Source organism: Synechococcus sp. R65.1, assembly GCF_047461755.1.
GTDB lineage: Bacteria > Cyanobacteriota > Cyanobacteriia > Thermostichales > Thermostichaceae > Thermostichus.
In genome coordinates, this window is the sequence record NZ_JANSHU010000027.1 from 1 (window position 1) to 18,766 (window position 18,766).

The 18,766-nt window shown below is 59.3% G+C and carries 12 protein-coding genes, 1 tRNA gene and 1 pseudogene; 4 read left to right on the forward strand and 10 right to left on the reverse strand.

The genetic code is table 11. The features are described 5' to 3' along the window. Both NW814_RS10050 and NW814_RS10055 read left to right on the forward strand, forming a co-directional pair. Positions 1–108, forward strand: a pseudogene (locus NW814_RS10050) (DNA-binding response regulator); the annotation flags it as partial. 751 nt (positions 109–859) lie between these two features. After that, complete coding sequence (locus NW814_RS10055) at positions 860–3,721, forward strand: glycosyltransferase (RefSeq protein ID WP_414406195.1); 2,862 nt, start codon at positions 860–862, stop codon at positions 3,719–3,721. Positions 3,722–3,728: 7 nt separating this feature from the next. On the opposite strand, the gene NW814_RS10060 is transcribed toward NW814_RS10055, so the two are convergent. The 7 genes from NW814_RS10060 to rnc form a co-directional block, all read right to left on the reverse strand. Next, on the reverse strand, positions 3,729–4,229 hold the full coding sequence (locus tag NW814_RS10060; RefSeq protein WP_414406196.1) for a ribonuclease H family protein: 501 nt from the start codon (positions 4,227–4,229) through the stop codon (positions 3,729–3,731). A gap of 26 nt (positions 4,230–4,255) precedes the next feature. Next, on the reverse strand, positions 4,256–5,332 hold the full coding sequence (locus NW814_RS10065; RefSeq protein WP_414406197.1) for a phosphotransacetylase family protein: 1,077 nt from the start codon (positions 5,330–5,332) through the stop codon (positions 4,256–4,258). A 174-nt stretch (positions 5,333–5,506) separates the two neighbouring features. Then, positions 5,507–6,940, reverse strand: a complete 1,434-nt coding sequence (locus NW814_RS10070; RefSeq protein WP_414406198.1) for a TrkH family potassium uptake protein — start codon at positions 6,938–6,940, stop codon at positions 5,507–5,509. A 13-nt stretch (positions 6,941–6,953) separates the two neighbouring features. Next, positions 6,954–7,661: a potassium channel family protein gene (locus NW814_RS10075; protein WP_414406199.1), complete on the reverse strand. Its 708-nt coding sequence runs from the start codon at positions 7,659–7,661 to the stop codon at positions 6,954–6,956. 27 nt (positions 7,662–7,688) lie between these two features. After that, positions 7,689–9,035 carry an ATP-dependent protease ATP-binding subunit ClpX gene (gene clpX / locus NW814_RS10080; protein ID WP_414392971.1) on the reverse strand — a complete coding sequence of 449 codons (1,347 nt, stop codon included), beginning with the start codon at positions 9,033–9,035 and terminating at the stop codon, positions 7,689–7,691. Positions 9,036–9,556: 521 nt separating this feature from the next. Beyond that, positions 9,557–11,590 (reverse strand): NAD-dependent DNA ligase LigA, encoded by a 2,034-nt coding sequence (gene ligA, locus NW814_RS10085; protein ID WP_414406200.1) that lies wholly within the window; start codon positions 11,588–11,590, stop codon positions 9,557–9,559. Between the two features lie 33 nt (positions 11,591–11,623). After that, positions 11,624–12,370 carry a ribonuclease III gene (gene rnc, locus NW814_RS10090; RefSeq protein WP_414392967.1) on the reverse strand — a complete coding sequence of 249 codons (747 nt, stop codon included), beginning with the start codon at positions 12,368–12,370 and terminating at the stop codon, positions 11,624–11,626. Between the two features lie 174 nt (positions 12,371–12,544). Between rnc and NW814_RS10095 the strand changes: the two genes are divergently transcribed. Beyond that, entirely contained in the window at positions 12,545–15,100 is a 2,556-nt protein-coding gene (locus NW814_RS10095) for a DUF3536 domain-containing protein (RefSeq protein ID WP_414406201.1), read from the forward strand. Between the two features lie 11 nt (positions 15,101–15,111). Here NW814_RS10095 and NW814_RS10100 read toward each other — a convergent pair. Then, positions 15,112–15,185: transfer RNA gene (locus tag NW814_RS10100), tRNA-Pro, on the reverse strand. 108 nt (positions 15,186–15,293) lie between these two features. Here NW814_RS10100 and NW814_RS10105 point away from each other — a divergent pair. Continuing rightward, a complete protein-coding gene (locus NW814_RS10105) occupies positions 15,294–15,755 on the forward strand; it encodes an HHL1-like protein (protein WP_414406202.1) in 462 nt (153 codons plus the stop codon). A gap of 69 nt (positions 15,756–15,824) precedes the next feature. Here the strand turns inward: NW814_RS10105 and NW814_RS10110 are convergent, their stop codons facing one another. Then, the gene (locus tag NW814_RS10110; RefSeq protein WP_414406203.1) at positions 15,825–17,456 is read right to left on the reverse strand and encodes an alpha-D-glucose phosphate-specific phosphoglucomutase; all 1,632 of its coding nucleotides are present in this window, start codon (positions 17,454–17,456) and stop codon (positions 15,825–15,827) included. Positions 17,457–17,522: 66 nt separating this feature from the next. Continuing rightward, positions 17,523–18,749 (reverse strand): type II secretion system F family protein, encoded by a 1,227-nt coding sequence (locus NW814_RS10115; protein ID WP_414406204.1) that lies wholly within the window; start codon positions 18,747–18,749, stop codon positions 17,523–17,525. Between the last annotated feature and the right edge of the window lie 17 nt (positions 18,750–18,766).

An 18,766-nucleotide genomic window follows, 5' to 3' on the forward strand; every position in this document is an offset into this window, starting at 1 on the left:
GTGCGCAATGTGGAAAAATACGTCACCCGCCTCTTGAACAAGACGGGCACCAGCAGCCGCACGGAGCTGGTGCGCTACGCCCTCACCTACGGCCTGATCCGGTTGTAGTCCGCTTCCGTTACTTGCGCTCCCGCCTCCTGAACCAGCCGATCCCCAGCCCAGGCTCGCAGCTCCTTCACCTCTTCCGGTTTGGTGGAAAAGGCCAGCGCCAGGGGCGCCGACGGAGGAACCAGCGCTGTCTCTGGCAGAACATCGTCAGGAAGCCTGAGCTGACAGGATCCCAGAAGCCAAGAGCTTCCAACCACAATCAAGGGAGGGGGAGAGTTTGGGGACGAAACTGGAGACGAAGCTGAGGCTGCGTGATAGCTACTTAGGCAGCTAGTGGTTGTAGCCAATCGCAGCACTTGGGCAGAGGCCCACGAAGCCAAGTTCTTAAGTAGAAGTTGCGCCTAGCACCATCTTCCCTTTAGCCTTAGCAAACCGAAGCGCATGGAATACTTGCCCCGTGCGCTACCGACGAGATTGGAATAGTGAGTATCCGAAGAGGTAGTTCTCCCTTCCCTAGGAGTCCTCCCTTTTCCAAAAGTTGAAACCCTTGCTATGCTTGGGCAGAGTCACTTTCTCCGCCTGTAGGGAAGAGCACTAGAGGTTACTAGCTGTGACACAAGCCAAGAACTTCGAGCAGTTAGGAGCTTTATTTTGGCAAGGATCTTACTCTGACTTTTTTGCCCAAGCTGAGCAAGAAGGTATCCCTTCAATTCTCCTGGAGACCATTGCTCTATCCATTGCCCCTGAGTTTGCGGAAAGGTATGGGGGTGGATCTCCGGAAGGATTGCTGTGGCCACAGGCAAGGCGATTTTTGCAGGTTCTTTCGATTGTCTATCAGCCTGTTGCAGAACGCATGCGGCAGGAAGCCTTGAAGCTGCCTGCACGCGACTACCAGCGACTCCAGCTCCTGGGACACAGCCTTGACTACTTCGCCAAAGCTGGGGAAGAGGATTCTGTGTGTCTAGTGCTGAAACAAATCCTAGAAGATTGGCCACCCGACGCTTTTGCCAACTCCCTTTATGATCCTCCGCTGGGAGAGGAGGTGGCGCGCCTGTGGCTATTCCAGATTACTCGATACCTTTATGACCTCTTTCAAGATGAACCTGATGCCTTTTCATCTCAAGTTAGTTCCCTCTATCATTTCTACCATCGAGAAGCTGCTGTCGCTTATAGTCATTGGGTCGGTCAACAACGAAAAAATGACTCTGCTCAGCCAGAGTGGTACATCCCACCAGAGATTCGACTGGATGAACCTTTCGGGACGGCTCTTGCAGAAATCTGCAGGGATCCCTCCCTGCGGGTGGTGGTCGAGGTAGGGGCCAGTAGTGGAGAAGGATCCACAGCTGTTTTGCGATATGCCCTTCCTGACTCTGTTCGCATCTACAGCATAGAAGCTCATCCTGAGCGCTACAAAGAGTTGGCTAGAAGGGTAAGCAAGGATCCCCGCTGTGTCCCCATTCACGCTGCTGCCCAACCTAGGATTGCTACAGTGGAGGAGGTGGAAGAATGGTTGGAATCTGGCTCTAGCATTTGGACTCCCTATGGCCGAGAGCAGGCTTTACAGTGGCGTCAGGGGGATGAAGATTTACTCAAGTCTGTTCCCACGGATGGGGCAAGTCAAGTTCCCAATCCCGATCTTCTTCTCATCGACGGTGGCGAGTTTACAGGCTGGTACGACCTGCAAGCTTTTTTAGAGCGGGGTGCTCGTCCCAAGTATATTGCCTTGGATGATATCCTTGCTTTTAAGAATAGCCGCGCCTTGAGGGAGCTTCCTAGCTGTGGCTACCGACTCATTCGCTGGGGAAATGCCCGCAACGGCTTTGCCATCTTTAAGGATATTAAAGCTACCCTTCCTATTCATTTCTTCACCATTGTATTGGATGGACAACCCTACATTGAGCGCCACTACTCTGTCCTCTGTCAGTTGGATAGGTTAGGGATCCCCTGGCAATGGGTGGTGGTTGAGGGCGTTGCTGCCTTGCGGCATGACACAGGGTGGAGTTTGGCCAACGGTGGCCGGATCCCTGAGGAGTATGCTCAAGGGCACAGCTTAGATGGCACAGTTGAATACTTGAGAGACTTGGCGGCCAAGGATACCCGTGTTCGGCTGGTTCAGAAGCCTGATGGCCAGTTTTGGGATGGCAAAATCGAAATGGTCAGGGCAGCTCAGCCTGATTATCCCTGCTTGCTGTGGCAGTTGGATGCTGATGAGATTTGGACAGCTGAACAAATCCGACGGGTGCATCGACGATTTGAAGCAGACCCCAGTTTAGAGGCAGCTCAGTTCTACTGTCGCTACTTTGTGGGCCCCAATCTTGTGTTGGACAACAAAGGCAAGTGGGGCAACAACCCTCAGATGGAGTGGTGGCGAGTTTGGAGGTGGGATCCCGCTGAGTGTGAGTGGCAAACTCACGAGCCGCCCATATTAACCCGAAATGGACAGGTTCCTAAGAAGGTTTTGACTGCAGACCAAGCAGAAGCAGAGGGCTTAGTGTTTGACCACTATGCCTATGCGTTGCGAAAGCAGGTGGAGTTTAAGGAGTCCTACTACGGCTATCAAGGGGCCGTAAAAGCCTGGGAAGAGCTGCAAAAAGCGGAAAAGCCCTGCTCGCTGCAGCCCTTTTTCCCCTGGGCATACGGGGATCCCTTAGTGGTAGAGGTGCGGGAGCGTCTTCACCTGTTTGTGGATGGAGTGTTCTTCCAATTTGCCCAAAGTGGTATTGCTACGGTTTGGCGCAACCTACTGCGGGAATTGCCCTGCTTTGGGATTCGCGTTACTTTCTACGATCGGGGCGGCATAGGAGAGCTACCCCAAGGTGTAGAGAGAATGCAGGGGCATCCCTTTAGCTATGCCTACTGGGATGATCCTGAGTTGCGGCAAGCCTTTGCTTGGTCGGGGGCGGACGTTTTTATGAGCACTTACTATACCTATCTAGCTCCTGACGTTCCTCAGGTGCTCCTGCTCCATGACATGATCCCAGAGCTACTGGGTTGGGATCTCTCAGACCCCATGTGGCGCCAAAAGCACGCCGCCCTTGAAGCAGCCACTCGCATCATAGCGGTTAGCCAAAACACAGCCCGTGACCTCCTTCGCCTAACTGGGAAAGAGGCGGTGGTAGCTCACCCCGGAGTTGACACCAGTGTGTTCAAGCCGGATCCCTCGGCTACCCCCAAACACTGGCTACTCATTCAATGCTCGCAAGGAACCTACAAACGACACGAGTTGTTCTTCGAGGCTTATCAGCAGTGGTCCTACAAGCCCTTTCCTGTCCTTTGCACCTATGGGTCGTTTGTTCCAGAGACCTACCGGCAAGCTGCAGCTCCTCAGCCTGTCTTCAGCGCTCGCCTAGATCTACAGGGCATGGTTCATGCCTACCAGAATGCTGTAGCTCTGGTTTACCCAAGTGCCTATGAAGGATTTGGGCTACCGGTATTGGAGGCCATGGCCTGTGGAACCCCTGTCATCATCTATCCCAACTCTGCCTTGGTGGAAGCGGGAGGAGATGCTGCGTTTTACGTAGAGGATTCTTTGGCAGATACCATGGCTCAAGTTTTGGATCCGAAGCTGCGCGCTGAAAAAATCAGCAAAGGCTTGGAGTGGGTCAAGTCTTTTACCTGGGAGCGCATGGCCAGAACGGTTCAGGAAGTCTTGCACTCTGCCGTGAGGCGATGAATTAGAATTACTTGGGTCGGGCGCGGGCGACCAGCTTATCCACATACTCGTTCCAGCGCAGACCCCGATGGGCTGGGATCCAGACCACCCGCACCTGAGGGCACTCCTGCTTGAGTTGATATAACTCCTCAACCAGATCCAAGTTTTCCACTGGCCCTGTGCGCCGCCGCCATCCCTGGGCTGCCCAGCGCTCCATCCAATCGTTATAAGTCTGCACGCAAAGGTGGGAGTCGCTGTAGATGGTCTCTACCGCGTTGCCCAGCGTATCCCGGCAGTATTGCAAGGCCCGAATGAGGCCGGTCAATTCCATGCGGTTGTTGGTGCTGGCGGGATCCCCTCCCCAAAACTCTTCCACAACCTGGTTGTCTCGAACCACCACTACCGCCCATCCCCCTGGTCCTGGGTTGGGAGAACAGCCCCCATCGGTAAAGATGCCGCTGTGGGGACATGCAACTAGCTGAGGAGGCTGAGTTACTGAGGTCTTGCCTGGCTGGGAGCTCTTAGCCATAAGTGGAAAAGCGCAGGACAGCTTTTCTAGGCGCCCGACACCGACGCTAAGGGTTGTGTCAAGCCCAAACGAGCGTAAAGGCGAGAAAAGTCAAAGTTTGCTGACATGAGTTCCTGGATACAGCGGACTTTCACCTCCTCGTGCAGGGGGATTTGGCCGAAAAGCCGTTCGATGCGGTTAATGGTAGTGAAGGTATCCAGATCTACCGAGAGGATCGGCACTTCCAACTCCTCTGCCCGCGAGCGAACGCGGGGATCAAGAGGTAGCTTGCCGGTCAAGATCAGGCAGAGGGTGGAAGTCTCCAGGGCAGCCAGTTGAATGTCGGTGCGATCGCCGCCGGTGATGACTGCCTTGTGTTCTAGATTGCGGAAATATTTTAGGGCAGCGTTGACGTTCATCGCTCCCACGGCGATGTTTTCCACCATCAAATCCATCCGGTCCGGACAGCAGAGCACCTCCGCTTCCAGTTGCCGCACCAGCTTGCCGACGCTGACGCTGCGCAAAATGCGATGGGAGGGCAAAATGCCCAGAACCGGGATCCCTCGCGCTTCCAGAAAAGGTCGGACGACGACCTGGGCTGGCCCCATTTGGTCGGGCGGCACATCGTTGAGCAACACGCCGCACAGGTGGGATCCCAGTTGGCAGTGGGCAAAGAGAAGAGCATCAACCGCCGAAGGGGAACGGTAGCGGCTGACCAGCAGCACTGGAGCATTCAGAGCTTGGGCCATTTTGGCCAAGGAGAGGCCGAACACCTCTCCCTCGTAGAGATCGGCTGGGCCCTCTAGCAGAACCAAATCCGCAGGGGATGCCTTGACAAACTCCAGCAGAGAGGCAACCGAGCGAGCTGAATCCGGAGGAGACTGCCGCAGGTGAGCCAGCAAAGCTGCTTCGTCGAGCTGAAGGAGCATGGGGGGCATCTGGCTCAGCCGCAGGGTTTCTGCTATAAAGCGCACATCCGGATCCATTCCTCTGTCGCCTGTTCCGAGCGGCTTCCCATAGGCAACTTTCGCCCCCTGCTGCTGCAGATGCTTAGCCAAACCCAAGATGGCTGATGACTTGCCGCTGCAAGGCTCCGTCGAGCCGATAAGGAGGAACTTAGACACGCAGAGCTCCTGAGAGGTCAGGGACACCAAGGGTGTGGCTGAAGCCACTTGTTTTGTTACTCAGTCTAACGGAAACGGCTTGGGGAAAAGCTTGCTTCAGGGCTGCTTCCCATCCCGACTACAAGCTAAGACGCCTCCTCTTCCTTCAAGTTCCCCAGGGCCGAGAGCAAGAGATCAGCCAATTAAGATCGCCTCTTCGGGGTAGGTCACCAGCGGACGGGGCTGCTGTTGGGCCAGAGCCAAGACAATGGTCAGCGCCCCCAGCCGGCCCCAGAACATCACCAAGACAATGAGCAGTTGGCCGAAGAGGTTGAGCTCTCCCGTGAACCCCGTCGAGAGGCCACAGGTAGCAAAAGCAGAAATGACCTCGAAGAGCACCGGCTCCAGCCTGCTGTTGTGGTGGGTAATTAAGATCAGCCAAGTTGCCAATAGCACCACGAACAGGGAGACCGTCAGCACTGCTGCTGCCTTGCGCACCATCGAGGGATCCAAACTGCGCCCGGCAATCTGAGCGCTGGGCAAGCCGCGGGCGTAGCCCCACAAGGCCAGCACCAATACCGCTAGGGTGCCAGTAGTGGTGCCGCCTCCCATCGAGGCCGGTGCCGCGCCGATAAACATCAGCGTCATCAGCAGCAACTGGCTTGCTGGTGTCAAATCCTCAATCGGGATCCCGGCAAACCCAGCAGTGCGGGCCGAAACCGACTGAAAAAACGCCAGGCCCAGGCGGTGAGGCCAACTCAGCTCGCGCAGGGAGCCGCCAGGCAAACTCTCGGCCAAAAACATCCCCAAGCCGCCTGTGCAGAGCAGAACCACCACCACAGCCAGAGTGATGCGGGTGTGCAAAGAGGGGCGGTGGCCCCGCGGCCAGGTTAACAAATCCGACAAAACCGGGATGCCCAGGCCGCCGATAAAAATGAGAGTGCCCAAGATCGCCAGCGACAGTCCATCGGTGGGGATCCCCTCTTGCCCAAATAGATCAAACCCAGCATTGCAAAAAGCAGAGACGGCGTGAAAAATTGCCAGAAAAACCGCCCGACCCGGGCCATAGAGATCCCGCCAGTGCACCCAGAGCAGCAAGGCCCCCCCCAGCTCAATGAGGGTGACTCCGATCAGCACCCGCCGCGTCAATTCCAGGATTGCCCCCGGATCGATCAGGCCCAGGGAGTTGCAGAGGGCCAGGCGATTGAGCAGGGAAATGCGCCGCCCAAGCAGTTGAAACACCACCACCGCCACCACCATGAAGCCTACCCCGCCAATTTGGATGAGGAGCAGCAGCAGGATCTGGCCTAGGAAAGTGAGATCCTCTGCCGCCACAATCGTCGAGAGCCCCGTCACGCTCAGGGCCGATGTGGCCGTGAATAGGGCCTCATTCCAGCTCAAGGGATCCCCCCGGCCGACCCCCGGCAGCTTAAGCAGCAAAGTCCCCACCACTACCAACAGGCCCAGTCCGGCCACCAACCGTGATGGCGGTGGCAGCGGGCGACGCCTGTCTCCAAAAAAGAGCCGCTGTAAGGGGTTGGCCAGTAGCCGAGACTGAGGAGAAAAGCGGGGGGAACTCCAGCGCTCAGCCCCCTCCGGTTGCAACGGCGGGACGCGGCCCTCTCTCATCGAACCTTTACCCCTACATCTCATTCAGCCGCGAGATGTTGGTGTTGGCCCCCAGCACCACCAGCAGATCTCCCTTCTCCAGAACATAGTCTGCTGGCGGCGAGACCACCAGCGACTGTTTTCGCTTCACGACTAGAACCGTGATGCCAAAGCGGCGGCGCAAGTCCGACTCCGCCAGCGTATGACCCACCAGGGCCTCCGGCACCTCCAGCTCAGTAATGCCGTAGCCGGGCTCCAGCTCCAGTTGATCCAGGATCCCTGGTGCTGTTAGCACCTGCGCCAAGCGCCGCCCTGCCTCCTGCTCCGGCAGCACCACCCGATCTGCCCCTACTCGCAAGAGAATCGAGCGCTGCCGCTCCGTGGAAGCCTTGCAGATAACATTACGTACCCCCAGACTCTTGAGGGCTACCGTCGTCAGCAAATTGCTCTCGAAATCGCTGCCAATGGCCACCACCACCGTGTCAAAGGAGGGAATATCCACCGCCCGCAGGGCGTCTTCATCGGTGGAATCCAGCGCCACCACCTGCGTCAGCTGGTCCGCCAGGCGCTGCACGATCTCGCGGCTGCGGTCGATCCCCAAAACGTTATGCCCTCGCTCCATCAGCGTGAGGGCCAAACTTGTGCCAAAGCGCCCCAGCCCAATTACCGCATACTCTCGCTCCGCCCGCCCCATCCACCCCCTGACCCTTTCTGCCAAAACCAGCCATCGATCATAAGCCATGCAGCCGGGCTCGGCAGAGCTGTCATCTTAGGCAGACTCCGGCTTGGGCAAGGTGGAGGGGTGGGGGATCAACTCGCCCGTAGAGCGACGCTCCACCATCTCGGCGGTAATACGCACGTGCTTGATGTCGCGCCGCGAGGGAACCTCGTACATCACATCCAGCATCAGCTCTTCCACAATCGCCCGCAGCGCCCGTGCCCCAGTTTTGCGGCGGTAGGCCTCCTTGGCAATGGCAGAAATGGCAGCTGGCTCAAACTCCAGCTCCACTCCGTCCATGCGCAACAGCTTCTGGGCCTGCTTGAGGATGGCATTTTTAGGCTGCGTCAAGATGGCCTCGAGGGCCTTCTCGTCCAGGGGATCCAGCGTAGCCACCACTGGCAGCCGCCCGATGAACTCTGGGATCATGCCGTACTTGATCAAATCCTCCGGCTCCAGCGCCTTGAGAGCATCGGCTAGGCGTTGCTCGCGAGTAACCGCTGGTTGATCCCCTGGCTTGATGAAGCCCACCGATCTTTTGCCAATGCGCTGCTCGATGATCTTCTCCAGGCCGACAAAAGCCCCTCCACAGATGAAGAGAATGTTGGAGGTATCCACTTGAATGCAATCTTGGTAGGGGTGCTTGCGACCTCCCTGCGGAGGCACGTTGGCAATCGTCCCCTCAAGCATCTTCAGCAGGGCCTGCTGGACGCCTTCCCCGGAAACGTCGCGAGTAATGGAGGGGTTTTCGCTCTTGCGGGCAATCTTGTCGATTTCATCGATGTAGACAATGCCGCGCTGGGCTTGCTCCACATCCATGTCGGCCACCTGCAGCAGGCGCAGTAGGATGTTTTCCACATCCTCCCCCACATAGCCAGCTTCTGTGAGGGTTGTGGCATCGGCAACGGCAAAAGGCACATCCAGCAGGCGGGCCAGGGTCTCAGCCAAGAGGGTCTTGCCAGATCCAGTAGGACCAATGAGAAGGATATTGGACTTTTGCAGCTCCACCTCCTCCAGCTCTGCCAACCCAGCGCTGCCAGGATTGGCTTTGGCAGCTAGCCGCTTGTAGTGGTTGTAGACTGCTACCGATAAGATCTTCTTGGCCTTTTCCTGGCCAATCACGTACTGGTCGAGATAGCGCACAATCTCCCGCGGCTTAGGCAACTGAGCCAAAGAAGGCAAGCCGCGCGGGGGCTTTTTAGGAGCTTCCCGCCGTCTGGCAGCAGGAGCTGAGGCTGGCGAGCTGTTGCCGTTGTAGAGCTCCTCCTCCAGAATTTCGTTGCACAGCTCCACACATTCATCGCAGATGTAGACCCCTGGCCCTGCAATCAGCTTGCGTACCTGATCCTGAGACTTGTTGCAGAAGGAACACCGCAATTGGGAGTCATGCTTGGCCATGGGATCCTCGTCGCTGTTGGCTGTTGAAGTAGGTACCCGAAAAAGTGGCTTGCCTTCCCTCGCCGCAGGGTGAGATGAGTTGGCTAGAAAGGCAAGTAACCTGGAGAGCCAAGTATTAAGTATTCCTAGTCTAACACTTCCATTGCCAGGGATCCCTCCTAGCGCTGCCTGGCTTGAGCTTACCTTAGAGGGGGAAAAGCCCATAGGAAAACCGCTCGACTTAACGCCGAGCGGCGGATGGTGTGAGGAGTGAACGGAAACATGCGTCTCCGCTACTTCTATGATAGGGGAACACCGCCGGCTGCTGCCAAGGGGACTGGCGGGGAAGAAGAGGGCTCTGCACTGTTCCTGAGCAAGGCCAAGGCAGGTCTTGACACGTGTCTGTTGCATCCAAAAGGGGAAGGGACTTTCCTTGTTTCGTCCGCTTCCCCTTCCGGCGTTCACTCCTCACAGAGTTGAATATAAACCATCTCCAAGGCCAGGACAAGCTGGGCCGCCTAAATTTTTCCCTGAGGCTCCACTTAAGAATGGGGATTGCCAGGATCCAAGGCCAACAGCTCCGCTTCGCTCAGCAGGGGGATCCCCAATTCTTGAGCCTTTTTGAGCTTGGAGCCAGGGTCTGAACCCACCACCACGTAGTCTGTTTGGCGGCTAACACTGGCGGTTACCTTGCCGCCGCGGCTTTCAATCCAAGCCTTGGCCTCCTGGCGAGACAGGGTAGGCAGGGTGCCGGTAATCACAAACTTCTTCCCAGCCAGCACCTGAGCAGCCGCAGGGGCCTTTTGCTGAGGCAGGGCAGGGATCCCTAACTCGCGCAGCTCCTGCAGGAGCTGCTGGTGGGCTGGATCGGCAAACCAGGACACCACTGCCTCGGCAATTTCTCTTCCTATCCCGTAGATTTGGGCGATGTCCTCGATGCTGGCCTGGGCCAAGAGTTCAGGGGCGGGGAAATGCTGGGCTAAAGTTTGGGCAGTTACCACTCCCACATGGGGGATCCCCAAGCCGTAGAGCACACGCTCCCAGGGCTGTTGGCGGGAGCGCTGGATGGCTTGTACCAGCTTCTGGCTGGAGCGGGATCCCATCCCCTCCAAGCTTTCCAACTGTTCCGGGGTGAGGCGGTAGAGATCGCTTACGGTGCGCACTCCTAGCTTTTCCACCAACTGGGCTACTCGCTTTTCCCCTAAGCCTTCGATATCCAGAGCGTCGCGGCTAGCCCAGTGCTGCAGTTGACCCCTGATCTGGGCGGGACAGTCGGGATTAGGGCAGCGGGTTATCGCCTCGCCAGCAGGGCGAACCAAAGGGGTGCCGCACTCGGGACAGTGGCTGGGCAGGCGATAGCGAACGGCATCGGGGGGGCGCAGCTCCTTGAGGATCCCCACCACCTCAGGGATGATCTCGCCTGCCTTGCGCACGATGGCGGTGTCGCCAATGTGGACATCCAGCTCCTCGAGGCGATCGGCGTTGTGCAGGCTGGCGCGGCTGACGGTGGTGCCAGCCAGAAGCACTGGCTCTAGCTCCGCCACCGGCGTGACGGCTCCGGTGCGGCCCACGCTGGCCACGATGGCGCGGATGCGGGTGGGGACTTCCTGGGCAGGGTATTTGAGGGCAATGGCCCAGCGGGGGAATTTTTGCGTAAAGCCGGCCTCCTCTTGCAGCCGCAGGGAGTTGAGTTTAACCACCACCCCATCGCAGGCATAGGGAAGCTGGGCCTGCCGCCACCGCTCGTAGAACTGGGCCACCTCTTGGAGGTTCCGACAGACCTGGGAAAGAGGATTGACAGGCAATCCCAGTTCTTTCAGCCGCTGCAGACACTCCCACTGGGTTTGGGGAGGATCCCCGGCGGGCCACCCCTCCGGCCAGTGGAGAGCATAGGCAAAGAAGCTAAGCTTGCGGGCGGCAACCACGCGGCTATCCAATTGGCGCAAGGTGCCGGCGGCGCAGTTGCGCGGGTTGGCAAAGGGAGGATCCCCAGCGGAGCAGCGCTCGCGGTTGATGCGCTCGAACTCGGCAAGGGGAAGATAGGCCTCTCCTCGCACCTCCAGGACTGGCGGGGGATTGGCGGTTGCCAAGCGCAGGGGAATGGAAGGGATGGCACGGACATTGGGGGTGATGTCTTCGCCCACTTGGCCATCGCCGCGGGTGGCCCCCCGCTGGAGCAGCCCATCCACGTAGGTCAGCGCCAGGGCCGCGCCATCGATTTTCAGCTCGCACACGTACTCCAGCTCCCCTTCTTCAGGAGTCCGCCCCAGCAGCCGCAGCAGGCGCTCCTGCCACTCCTTGAGCTCTTCCAGGTTGAAGGCATTTTCCAAGCTGTAGAGGGGAACGCGGTGGGAAACCGTAGGAAACTGCTCAGCGGGTTTTTCCCCTACCCGCTGGGTGGGGCTGTCGGGGGTAATCAGCTCGGGATGGGCCTGCTCTAGCTCCTGCAGCTCGCGGTAGAGGCGGTCGTAAACGCTGTCTTCCAGGATGGGGGCATTGTGGACGTAGTAGGCGATGCTGGCTTTTTGCAGCAGGGCGCGCAGCTCACGAGCGCGTTCTTCCAGTTTGGGATCCATACCGTCAGCCCCTAGGGGAGCACTACGCTTGTTCTAGCAGCCTTGGGGAGGCGTATCTGCCAATTTTTGCTCCTGCAGGTATTGGTAGGCTTGGGCGGCAGCGGCCATTTCCGCCGCCTTTTTGGAGCGCCCCTCGCCGCGGCCCCAGCATTGGCCTTGGCCCCAAACTTCCATGGTGAAACGGGGCGGGTGCTCCTGGGCAGCCACGAGGCGATACTCTGGCAAAATGCCCCACCAGCGCTGGGTTAGCTCCTGCAGCGCAGCCTTGGGGTTGCGACGAGTGGGATCCTGGAACCACTGCTCCACCCGTTGGCGAAAGTAGGGATCCAGCCAGGGGTGCAGCCGGGACAGGGTGTGGATGCCCCAGCTTAGGTACAGGGATCCCAGCAGGGCCTCAAAAGCATCCGCCAAGCGTCGTGCCCGACCCGCCAAGTCGTTTTGGCAGCTAGATCCCAGCTCGAGGTAACGCTCCAGGCCATGCAGATCCGCCAGTTCCGCTAGGTGAGCATCGCTGATGAGATCGGAGCGAATTGCTGTTAGTTCTCCTACTGACAGGTGAGGATAGGACTGGAACAAGAACTCAGTGGCCAAAATCCGTAGGACGGAATCCCCCAGAAACTCCAGCCGGTCGTTGTTGCGCTGGCCATCCCGGGAAGGGTGAATCAAAGCCTGATCCAGTAAGTCCCAGCGCAATTGCTCCAGCCAGGTGGGATCTTTGAACCCTAGGCGAGCTAGCAATTGCTCCAGCAAGCGACGACGGGGCAAGATGAGTTCAACCATACAGCTCAAGCCAAACTTGCAGCCCCTTGAGGGAGGAGGGCAGGAAGGCAAAACCGCCCTTAACCCCCTAGGCGCTGAGTTTCTGTCCAAATCATACATAGTCGCTGCTGGGGATCGCGGTAACGTGGGGATAGGAGCCTAGAGGCTCCAAGGGCAAGCAAAGAGTGCGGTCTCATGCTGCCGAGTGGCTCGGAAAACCCCGCCCAGCCAGCGGCCCAGTCTGGGCAAGGAGTTGAGTCTCCAGGCCCGCGGACCACAGCTCCCTACGTGGTGTTGCATGGCCACTTCTACCAGCCACCGCGCGAGGATCCCTGGCTGAACCGCATTGAGCGCCAGCCCAGCGCCCACCCCTTCCACGACTGGAACGAGCGCATTCTGGCGGAGTGCTATCGGCCCAACGCCTTTGCCCGCATCCTTGATGAGCAAGGGCAGGTGGTGCGCATTGTCAATAACTATGAGTTCATGAGTTTTAACTTCGGCCCCACCCTCCTTGCCTGGCTGGAGGAGCACGACGTTGAGGTCTACCAGCGCATCCTGGCTGCCGACCGTCTCAGCGCCGAGCGGCTGGAGGGAAAGGGCAATGCCATTGCCCAGGTCTACAACCACGTCATCCTGCCCCTAGCCAATGAGCGGGACAAGTACACGCAGATCCGCTGGGGAATCGCCGATTTCCAGCATCGCTTTGGCCGCTTCCCCGAAGGCATGTGGCTGGCGGAAACCGCTATCGATGCAGCAACGGTTAAGGCCTTGGTCGACTGCGGGATCCGCTTTGTCATCCTAGCCCCCAGCCAGGCGCAGCGCATTCGCCCTTTGGGGCAAACGGAATGGATCGATGTCAGCCAGGGCCAGATCGATCCCAGCCGGCCCTATCGCTGCTTTACCCCCGACCGAGGCGGCTACCTAGATGTTTTTTTCTTTGACGGCCCCATCTCCCGCGACCTTGGCTTTGGCGATATTGCCTACAGCACCCAGGCGCTGGCGGAGCGGCTCCAGTTGGCCATTCGCCCTGACCGAGAAGTCCAACTCATCAACTGTGCCACGGATGGCGAGACCTTTGGCCACCACAAACGCGGAACCGAGCGTACCCTGGCCTATGCCTTCTGCGAGGAGTTTCCCCGCCGAGGCTGGCAAGTGGGCAACTACGCCCATTTCCTCAGCCACCACCCTCCCACCTGGGAGGTGCAACTAAAGCCAGTTACTGCCTGGAGCTGTGCCCATGGGGTGGGGCGGTGGTCACGGGACTGTGGCTGTGGGGCAGTGCCTGGCTGGCACCAACGCTGGCGGCAACCGCTGCGGGAGGCCCTCAACTGGCTGCGGGATCAGTTGGCCGAGATCTACGAGACGGAGGCTAAGGCCTACCTGCGGGATCCCTGGCTGGCTCGGGATCGCTACATCGAGGTGATCTTGGATCGGGAGCGCAGGGAGGCATTTTTGCAGGAGCACCAAAGCCACCGCCTCACTGCCGAAGACCGGGTGCAGGTGCTGCGCCTGTTGGAGATGCAGCGCTACAGCCAACTGATGTTCACCAGTTGCGGCTGGTTCTTTGAAGAACTCGCTCGCCCTGAGGGGGTGCAAATCCTGCGCTATGCGGCGCGGGCCATTGAGTTGGCAGCGGCTGCCACCAAGGTGGATCTGGAGGAGGAGTTTCTGCTTCGCCTAAGCAAGGCCCCCAGCAACCTCGAACTCTACAAAGACGGCCGAGGAGTTTACCAAGCTTTGGTGCGCCCCCGCCGGGTTAGCCCGCAGCGGCTCGTGGCCCAGCACGCCATGCTTTCCCTGGTCAACGGCGTACCTTGCTCCTCTGGGTATATGCTGGAGCCGGTGGATCAGGAGCGCCTAGCTATAGGGGGATCCACGCTGCTGGTTGGGCGGGTGAAGCTCTCTTTTCCCACCACCTCTGAAGAGCACGACCTCACCTACGCTCTACTCCACCTGGGCGGCTGGGACTTTCAATGTGGCGTCAAGCCGTTTCCAGGGCAGCGCGGCTACGAGCAGTTGAAAGCCAGCTTGCTGTCTAGCTCCCGCAGCCGCATCCAGCTCGTCCTAACCCTGCAAGAGCTGCTGGGACCGGAAACCTTCGACCTCAACGCCCTAACGGAGGAAGACCGGCAGCAGATGCTGCGCTGGCTTACCCAGGACACGTTGGAGCGCTTGGCCCAGCTCTATCGCCAAACCTACCTGGAGAATTACGGGGTTTTGATGGCTTTTCGGGCCGATGGCCTGCCGATCCCGGAAGAGCTGTTGGCCGCCGCCCAGATTACCCTCAACCAGCGCCTATTGAGCAGCTTACGGGCCATGGAAATAGAAGAGGGCAAGCGGGATCACCTGCTGGAGTTGCGAGCAATTGCCCGCGAGGCAGAGCAGTTGGGGTGTCAGTTGCGGCAGGAAGAGGCAGGCCGGGTCTTGGATCGGCTCTTGCAGCGGGGTATGTGGCAGCTGGCCCAGGCAGCCGACCCGGAAACCCTCAGCGAGCAGCTCCACAACTTGGAAGAGTGGCTGCAACTGGCTGCCGATCTGGGCCTGCCCATCCGCTTGGATCGCCTCCAAGAGCTTTACCTACTAGGGTTAGAGCGCCAGCAATCAGGACTGCTCCGCAGCGCCCTAGAGCGCGCCCGTGGCCGGATCCCTGCCGAAACCCTACGCCGCTTGCTTCAGCTGGGACAACAGCTTCGCATTAATGTCGGTGCCTGGCTACAGCAGCTACCGCCCCCGGCCGCTACCGAGGGCTAGCCCAGCTCCCATCGGGATGACAGGATTCGAACCTGCGGCCCCTTCGTCCCGAACGAAGTGCGCTACCAAGCTGCGCTACATCCCGTGATCCAACTTACAGCGCAACAATTCTAGCACGCTGACTAGCCAAGCACGATCCTCGCCGAGCCAATCTGCGCTAAGCTGCAAGAGCCCACCTTTCCGTAGGCGAGGTATGCCTCAGCCCAAGGGTTTTAGCTCCTCGCAGCCCGAAAAACAGGCAGCAAAGACCAAAGCCGCCAAGCGCAAGGAAGCAGCCAAACGCTACGACGAGCTGAAAGCCAAAGGAATGCCGGAGTTTGCCATTTTTGCCCGGCGCCGCCAGGCTGAGCCCGGCAAACCCAACCCTTGGCTGCCTGTGGGATCCCTGGCGGTCAGTCGCTCCAGCGCCATCCACCAGGCCATCTTCCAAAACGAGGAAGAGCTTAAAAAAGCAGCCGTCCGCCTCTTTCCCCGTCTTGGCAAAGTTAAAGACGAGCTGGAATTTGGCTTTCGCCTCAAAGACAAAGAGTTTCAGGACGAACCTATTCAGGTGGCAGTCCGACCCCAGCCTTCGCCCTTTCAGCTTTGGATGGACAAGGTGCGCAGGTGGCTGGGCCTGGGCAAAAGAGCTACCCAAACCTCCAAGAAAGGCTAGGTGTGGCAAATGTGCTCCCTGTCGCAGGAAGGGCTGGGGGAGCAAAAGAAGCACAGCCCTTGGGGAGAGCTAGGTGACGACGTCCGGCTGCTGCCGACCGGTGCGGGCGCGGATTTGGGCAAAGTGATCCGCTAGTTGGATCAGCTCGGCCAGGGCCGCCTGGGGATCCAAACCCTGCCGCCTGGGATCTGGCTCAAACCGCTCCAGGTACACTCGCAGGGTGGCCCCGTGGGTGCCAGTGCCAGAGAGGCGATAGACGATGCGCGAGCCATCCTCAAAGCCGATGCGGATCCCTTGGTGGCGGCTGGTGCTGCCGTCTACGGGATCGGTGTAGCTGAAGTCATCGGCATAGGCCACCGTCTGCGTGCCAAAGCGCTGTCCCACCCAGCCGGACACAGAGCGCCGCAAGTGCTCCATCAGCTCCTCGGCCACCTCCACCGGCAGCCCCTCGTAGTCGTGGCGGGAGTAGAAGTTGCGTCCGTAGGTGCGCCAGTGCTCTTCCACAATCTGCCGCACCGACTGCCGCCGCACGGCGAGGATGTTGAGCCAAAAGAGAACAGCCCAGAGGCCATCTTTTTCGCGGATGTGGTTGGAGCCGGTGCCGAAGCTCTCCTCGCCGCAGAGGGTGACTTTGCCGGCATCCAGGAGGTTGCCGAAAAATTTCCAGCCCGTAGGGGTTTCGTAGCAAGGGATCCCCAGCTTGGCCGCCACTCGGTCTGCCGCCTGGCTGGTGGGCATGGAGCGGGCGATCCCGGCCAGCCCCTCCCGGTAGCCGGGCACCCAGTGGGCGTTGGCAGCCAACACCGCCAGGCTATCGCTAGGAGTTACGTAGAACTGGCGGCCCAGGATCATGTTGCGATCCCCATCCCCGTCGGAGGCAGCGCCGAAATCCGGCCCATCCTCCCGAAACAGCAGCTCCACCAGGGCGCGGGCATGCACCAGGTTGGGATCTGGGTGGAGGCCGCCAAAATCCGGCAGCGGCTGGCCGTTGAGGACACTGCCCTGGGGCGCTCCTAGAGCTTTCTCCAGGATGGCGTGGGCATAGGGGCCAGTGACGGCGTGCATGGCGTCGAAGGCGACGCGAACCCCAGAGGCCAGGTAGTCGCGGATGGCGTCAAAATCAAATAGGCGCTGCATTAGATCCAGGTAGTCGGCCACAGGGTCGATAACGCAGACCGTCAGGGATCCCAGCCGTTGCTCCCCTAGGCGATCCAGATCTACGTCCGGGGCCTCTAGGATGCGGTACTCGCGGATCCGCTGGGTGCGGGCGTAGATGGCCTCGGTTACCTTCTCCGGGGCGGGGCCGCCGTTGCCGATGTTGTACTTGATGCCAAAGTCTCCTTGCGGACCGCCGGGGTTGTGGCTGGCTGAGAGGATGATGCCGCCGTAAGCTCCGTATTTGCGGATGAGGCAGGAGACCGCTGGCGTGGAGAGGATCCCCCCTTGACCTACCAACACCCGCCCAATGCCGTTGGCTGCCGCCATCTTGAGCAGGATCTGGATAGCCTCTCGGTTGTAGTAGCGGCCATCTCCCCCAACCACCAAGGTTTGGCCGGCAGATCCCTCGAGGACGTCAAAGATGGATTGGACAAAGTTCTCCAGGTAGTGGGGCTGCTGGAACACCTGTACCGGCTTGCGCAGGCCAGAAGTGCCAGGTCTTTGGTCAGGGAAGGGGGCAGTGGTGACCGTGCGGACGCTCATACCCTAGGCTGGCGAAACTATCCCGTTCCTCGAGGCAGAACTTGGCCAGAGCGGTACCTGAACCTGCTACTTCACTAGCTCGAAGACGTTGAACATGGGCAGGTACATGGCCACAATGATGCAGCCCACCATACCACCCAAGATCACAATCATCAAAGGCTCAAGCAAGCTGGTCAGGGCGCGCACTGCCTCCTCCACCTCCAGCTCGTAGAAATCCGCCGTCTTCATCAGCATCGCGTCCAGCTCCCCTGTCTCCTCGCCGACGCTGATCATCTGAATGGCCATCAGGGGAAACACCTTGGCCTTAGCTAGGGCAGGGGCGATCTGCCCCCCCTCCGAGATGGATTGGCGAGCGGCGTCGATGGCGTTGGCCACCACCTGGTTGCCTGAGGTGTCCCGCACAATTTCCAAGGCAGTCAGCACCGGCACGCCAGAGCGGGTGAGAGCGCCAAAGGTACGGCAGAAGCGGGCCACCGCCGATTTCTGGATCAGATCCCCGAAGAGAGGGAGCTTGAGGGCCAGCGCGTCGATGGTCTCCTTGCCGGCAGGGGTGCGGTAGAAGCGGCGAAAGGCAAAAAAGACCATTACCAGAAAGCCCACCAGACCCAAGCTGTACTGGGGTGTGCGTAGGAACTTGCTGACGTTGATGAAAAACTGAGTAAAGCCAGGCAGCTCCCCCCCCAAGTCGTTGTAGATGCTCTCAAAAGTGGGCAAGATGAAGAGCACCATGCCCAAGAAGATCAAGACAGCCAAGATCGTCACCACCACTGGGTAGGTCATGGCCGACTTGATCTGCTTCTGCAGGCGATCCATGTCCTCCAGCAGCTTGGCCAGGCGGTTGAGCACCTCATCGAGCACGCCGCCCACTTCCCCTGCCTGCACCATGCTGCAGTAGAGGCTGTCGAAAGCATCGGGATAGGGGCGGATGGAGTCGGAGAGGTTTTTCCCCGCCTCCACCTCTGCACGGATGGCCCTCAGGTATTTTTTGAGCTTGGGGTTGCCGGTCTGCTCCTCCATGATGGTGAGAGAGCGAACCATCGACACGCCGGCGTTGATGAGGGCAGCAAATTGCCGGGAGAACACTGCCTTGTCGCGAATGTCGATGGATCGCAGCATTGAGAAATCGAAAGACGTATCCAGGGAGAAAAAGGGCTTCTCCTCCTGAATGTCCTCCGGTTTGGCGAAAATCCCCTCGCGGCGCAGCCGTGCGCGAGCCTCGGTCAAGTTGTTGGCCACCACCTTCAGGCGTACCGGCTGACCGGCCTTTAACCCCCGAACCTTGTAGCGCGGCATGGCTTACCCCTGCTTGG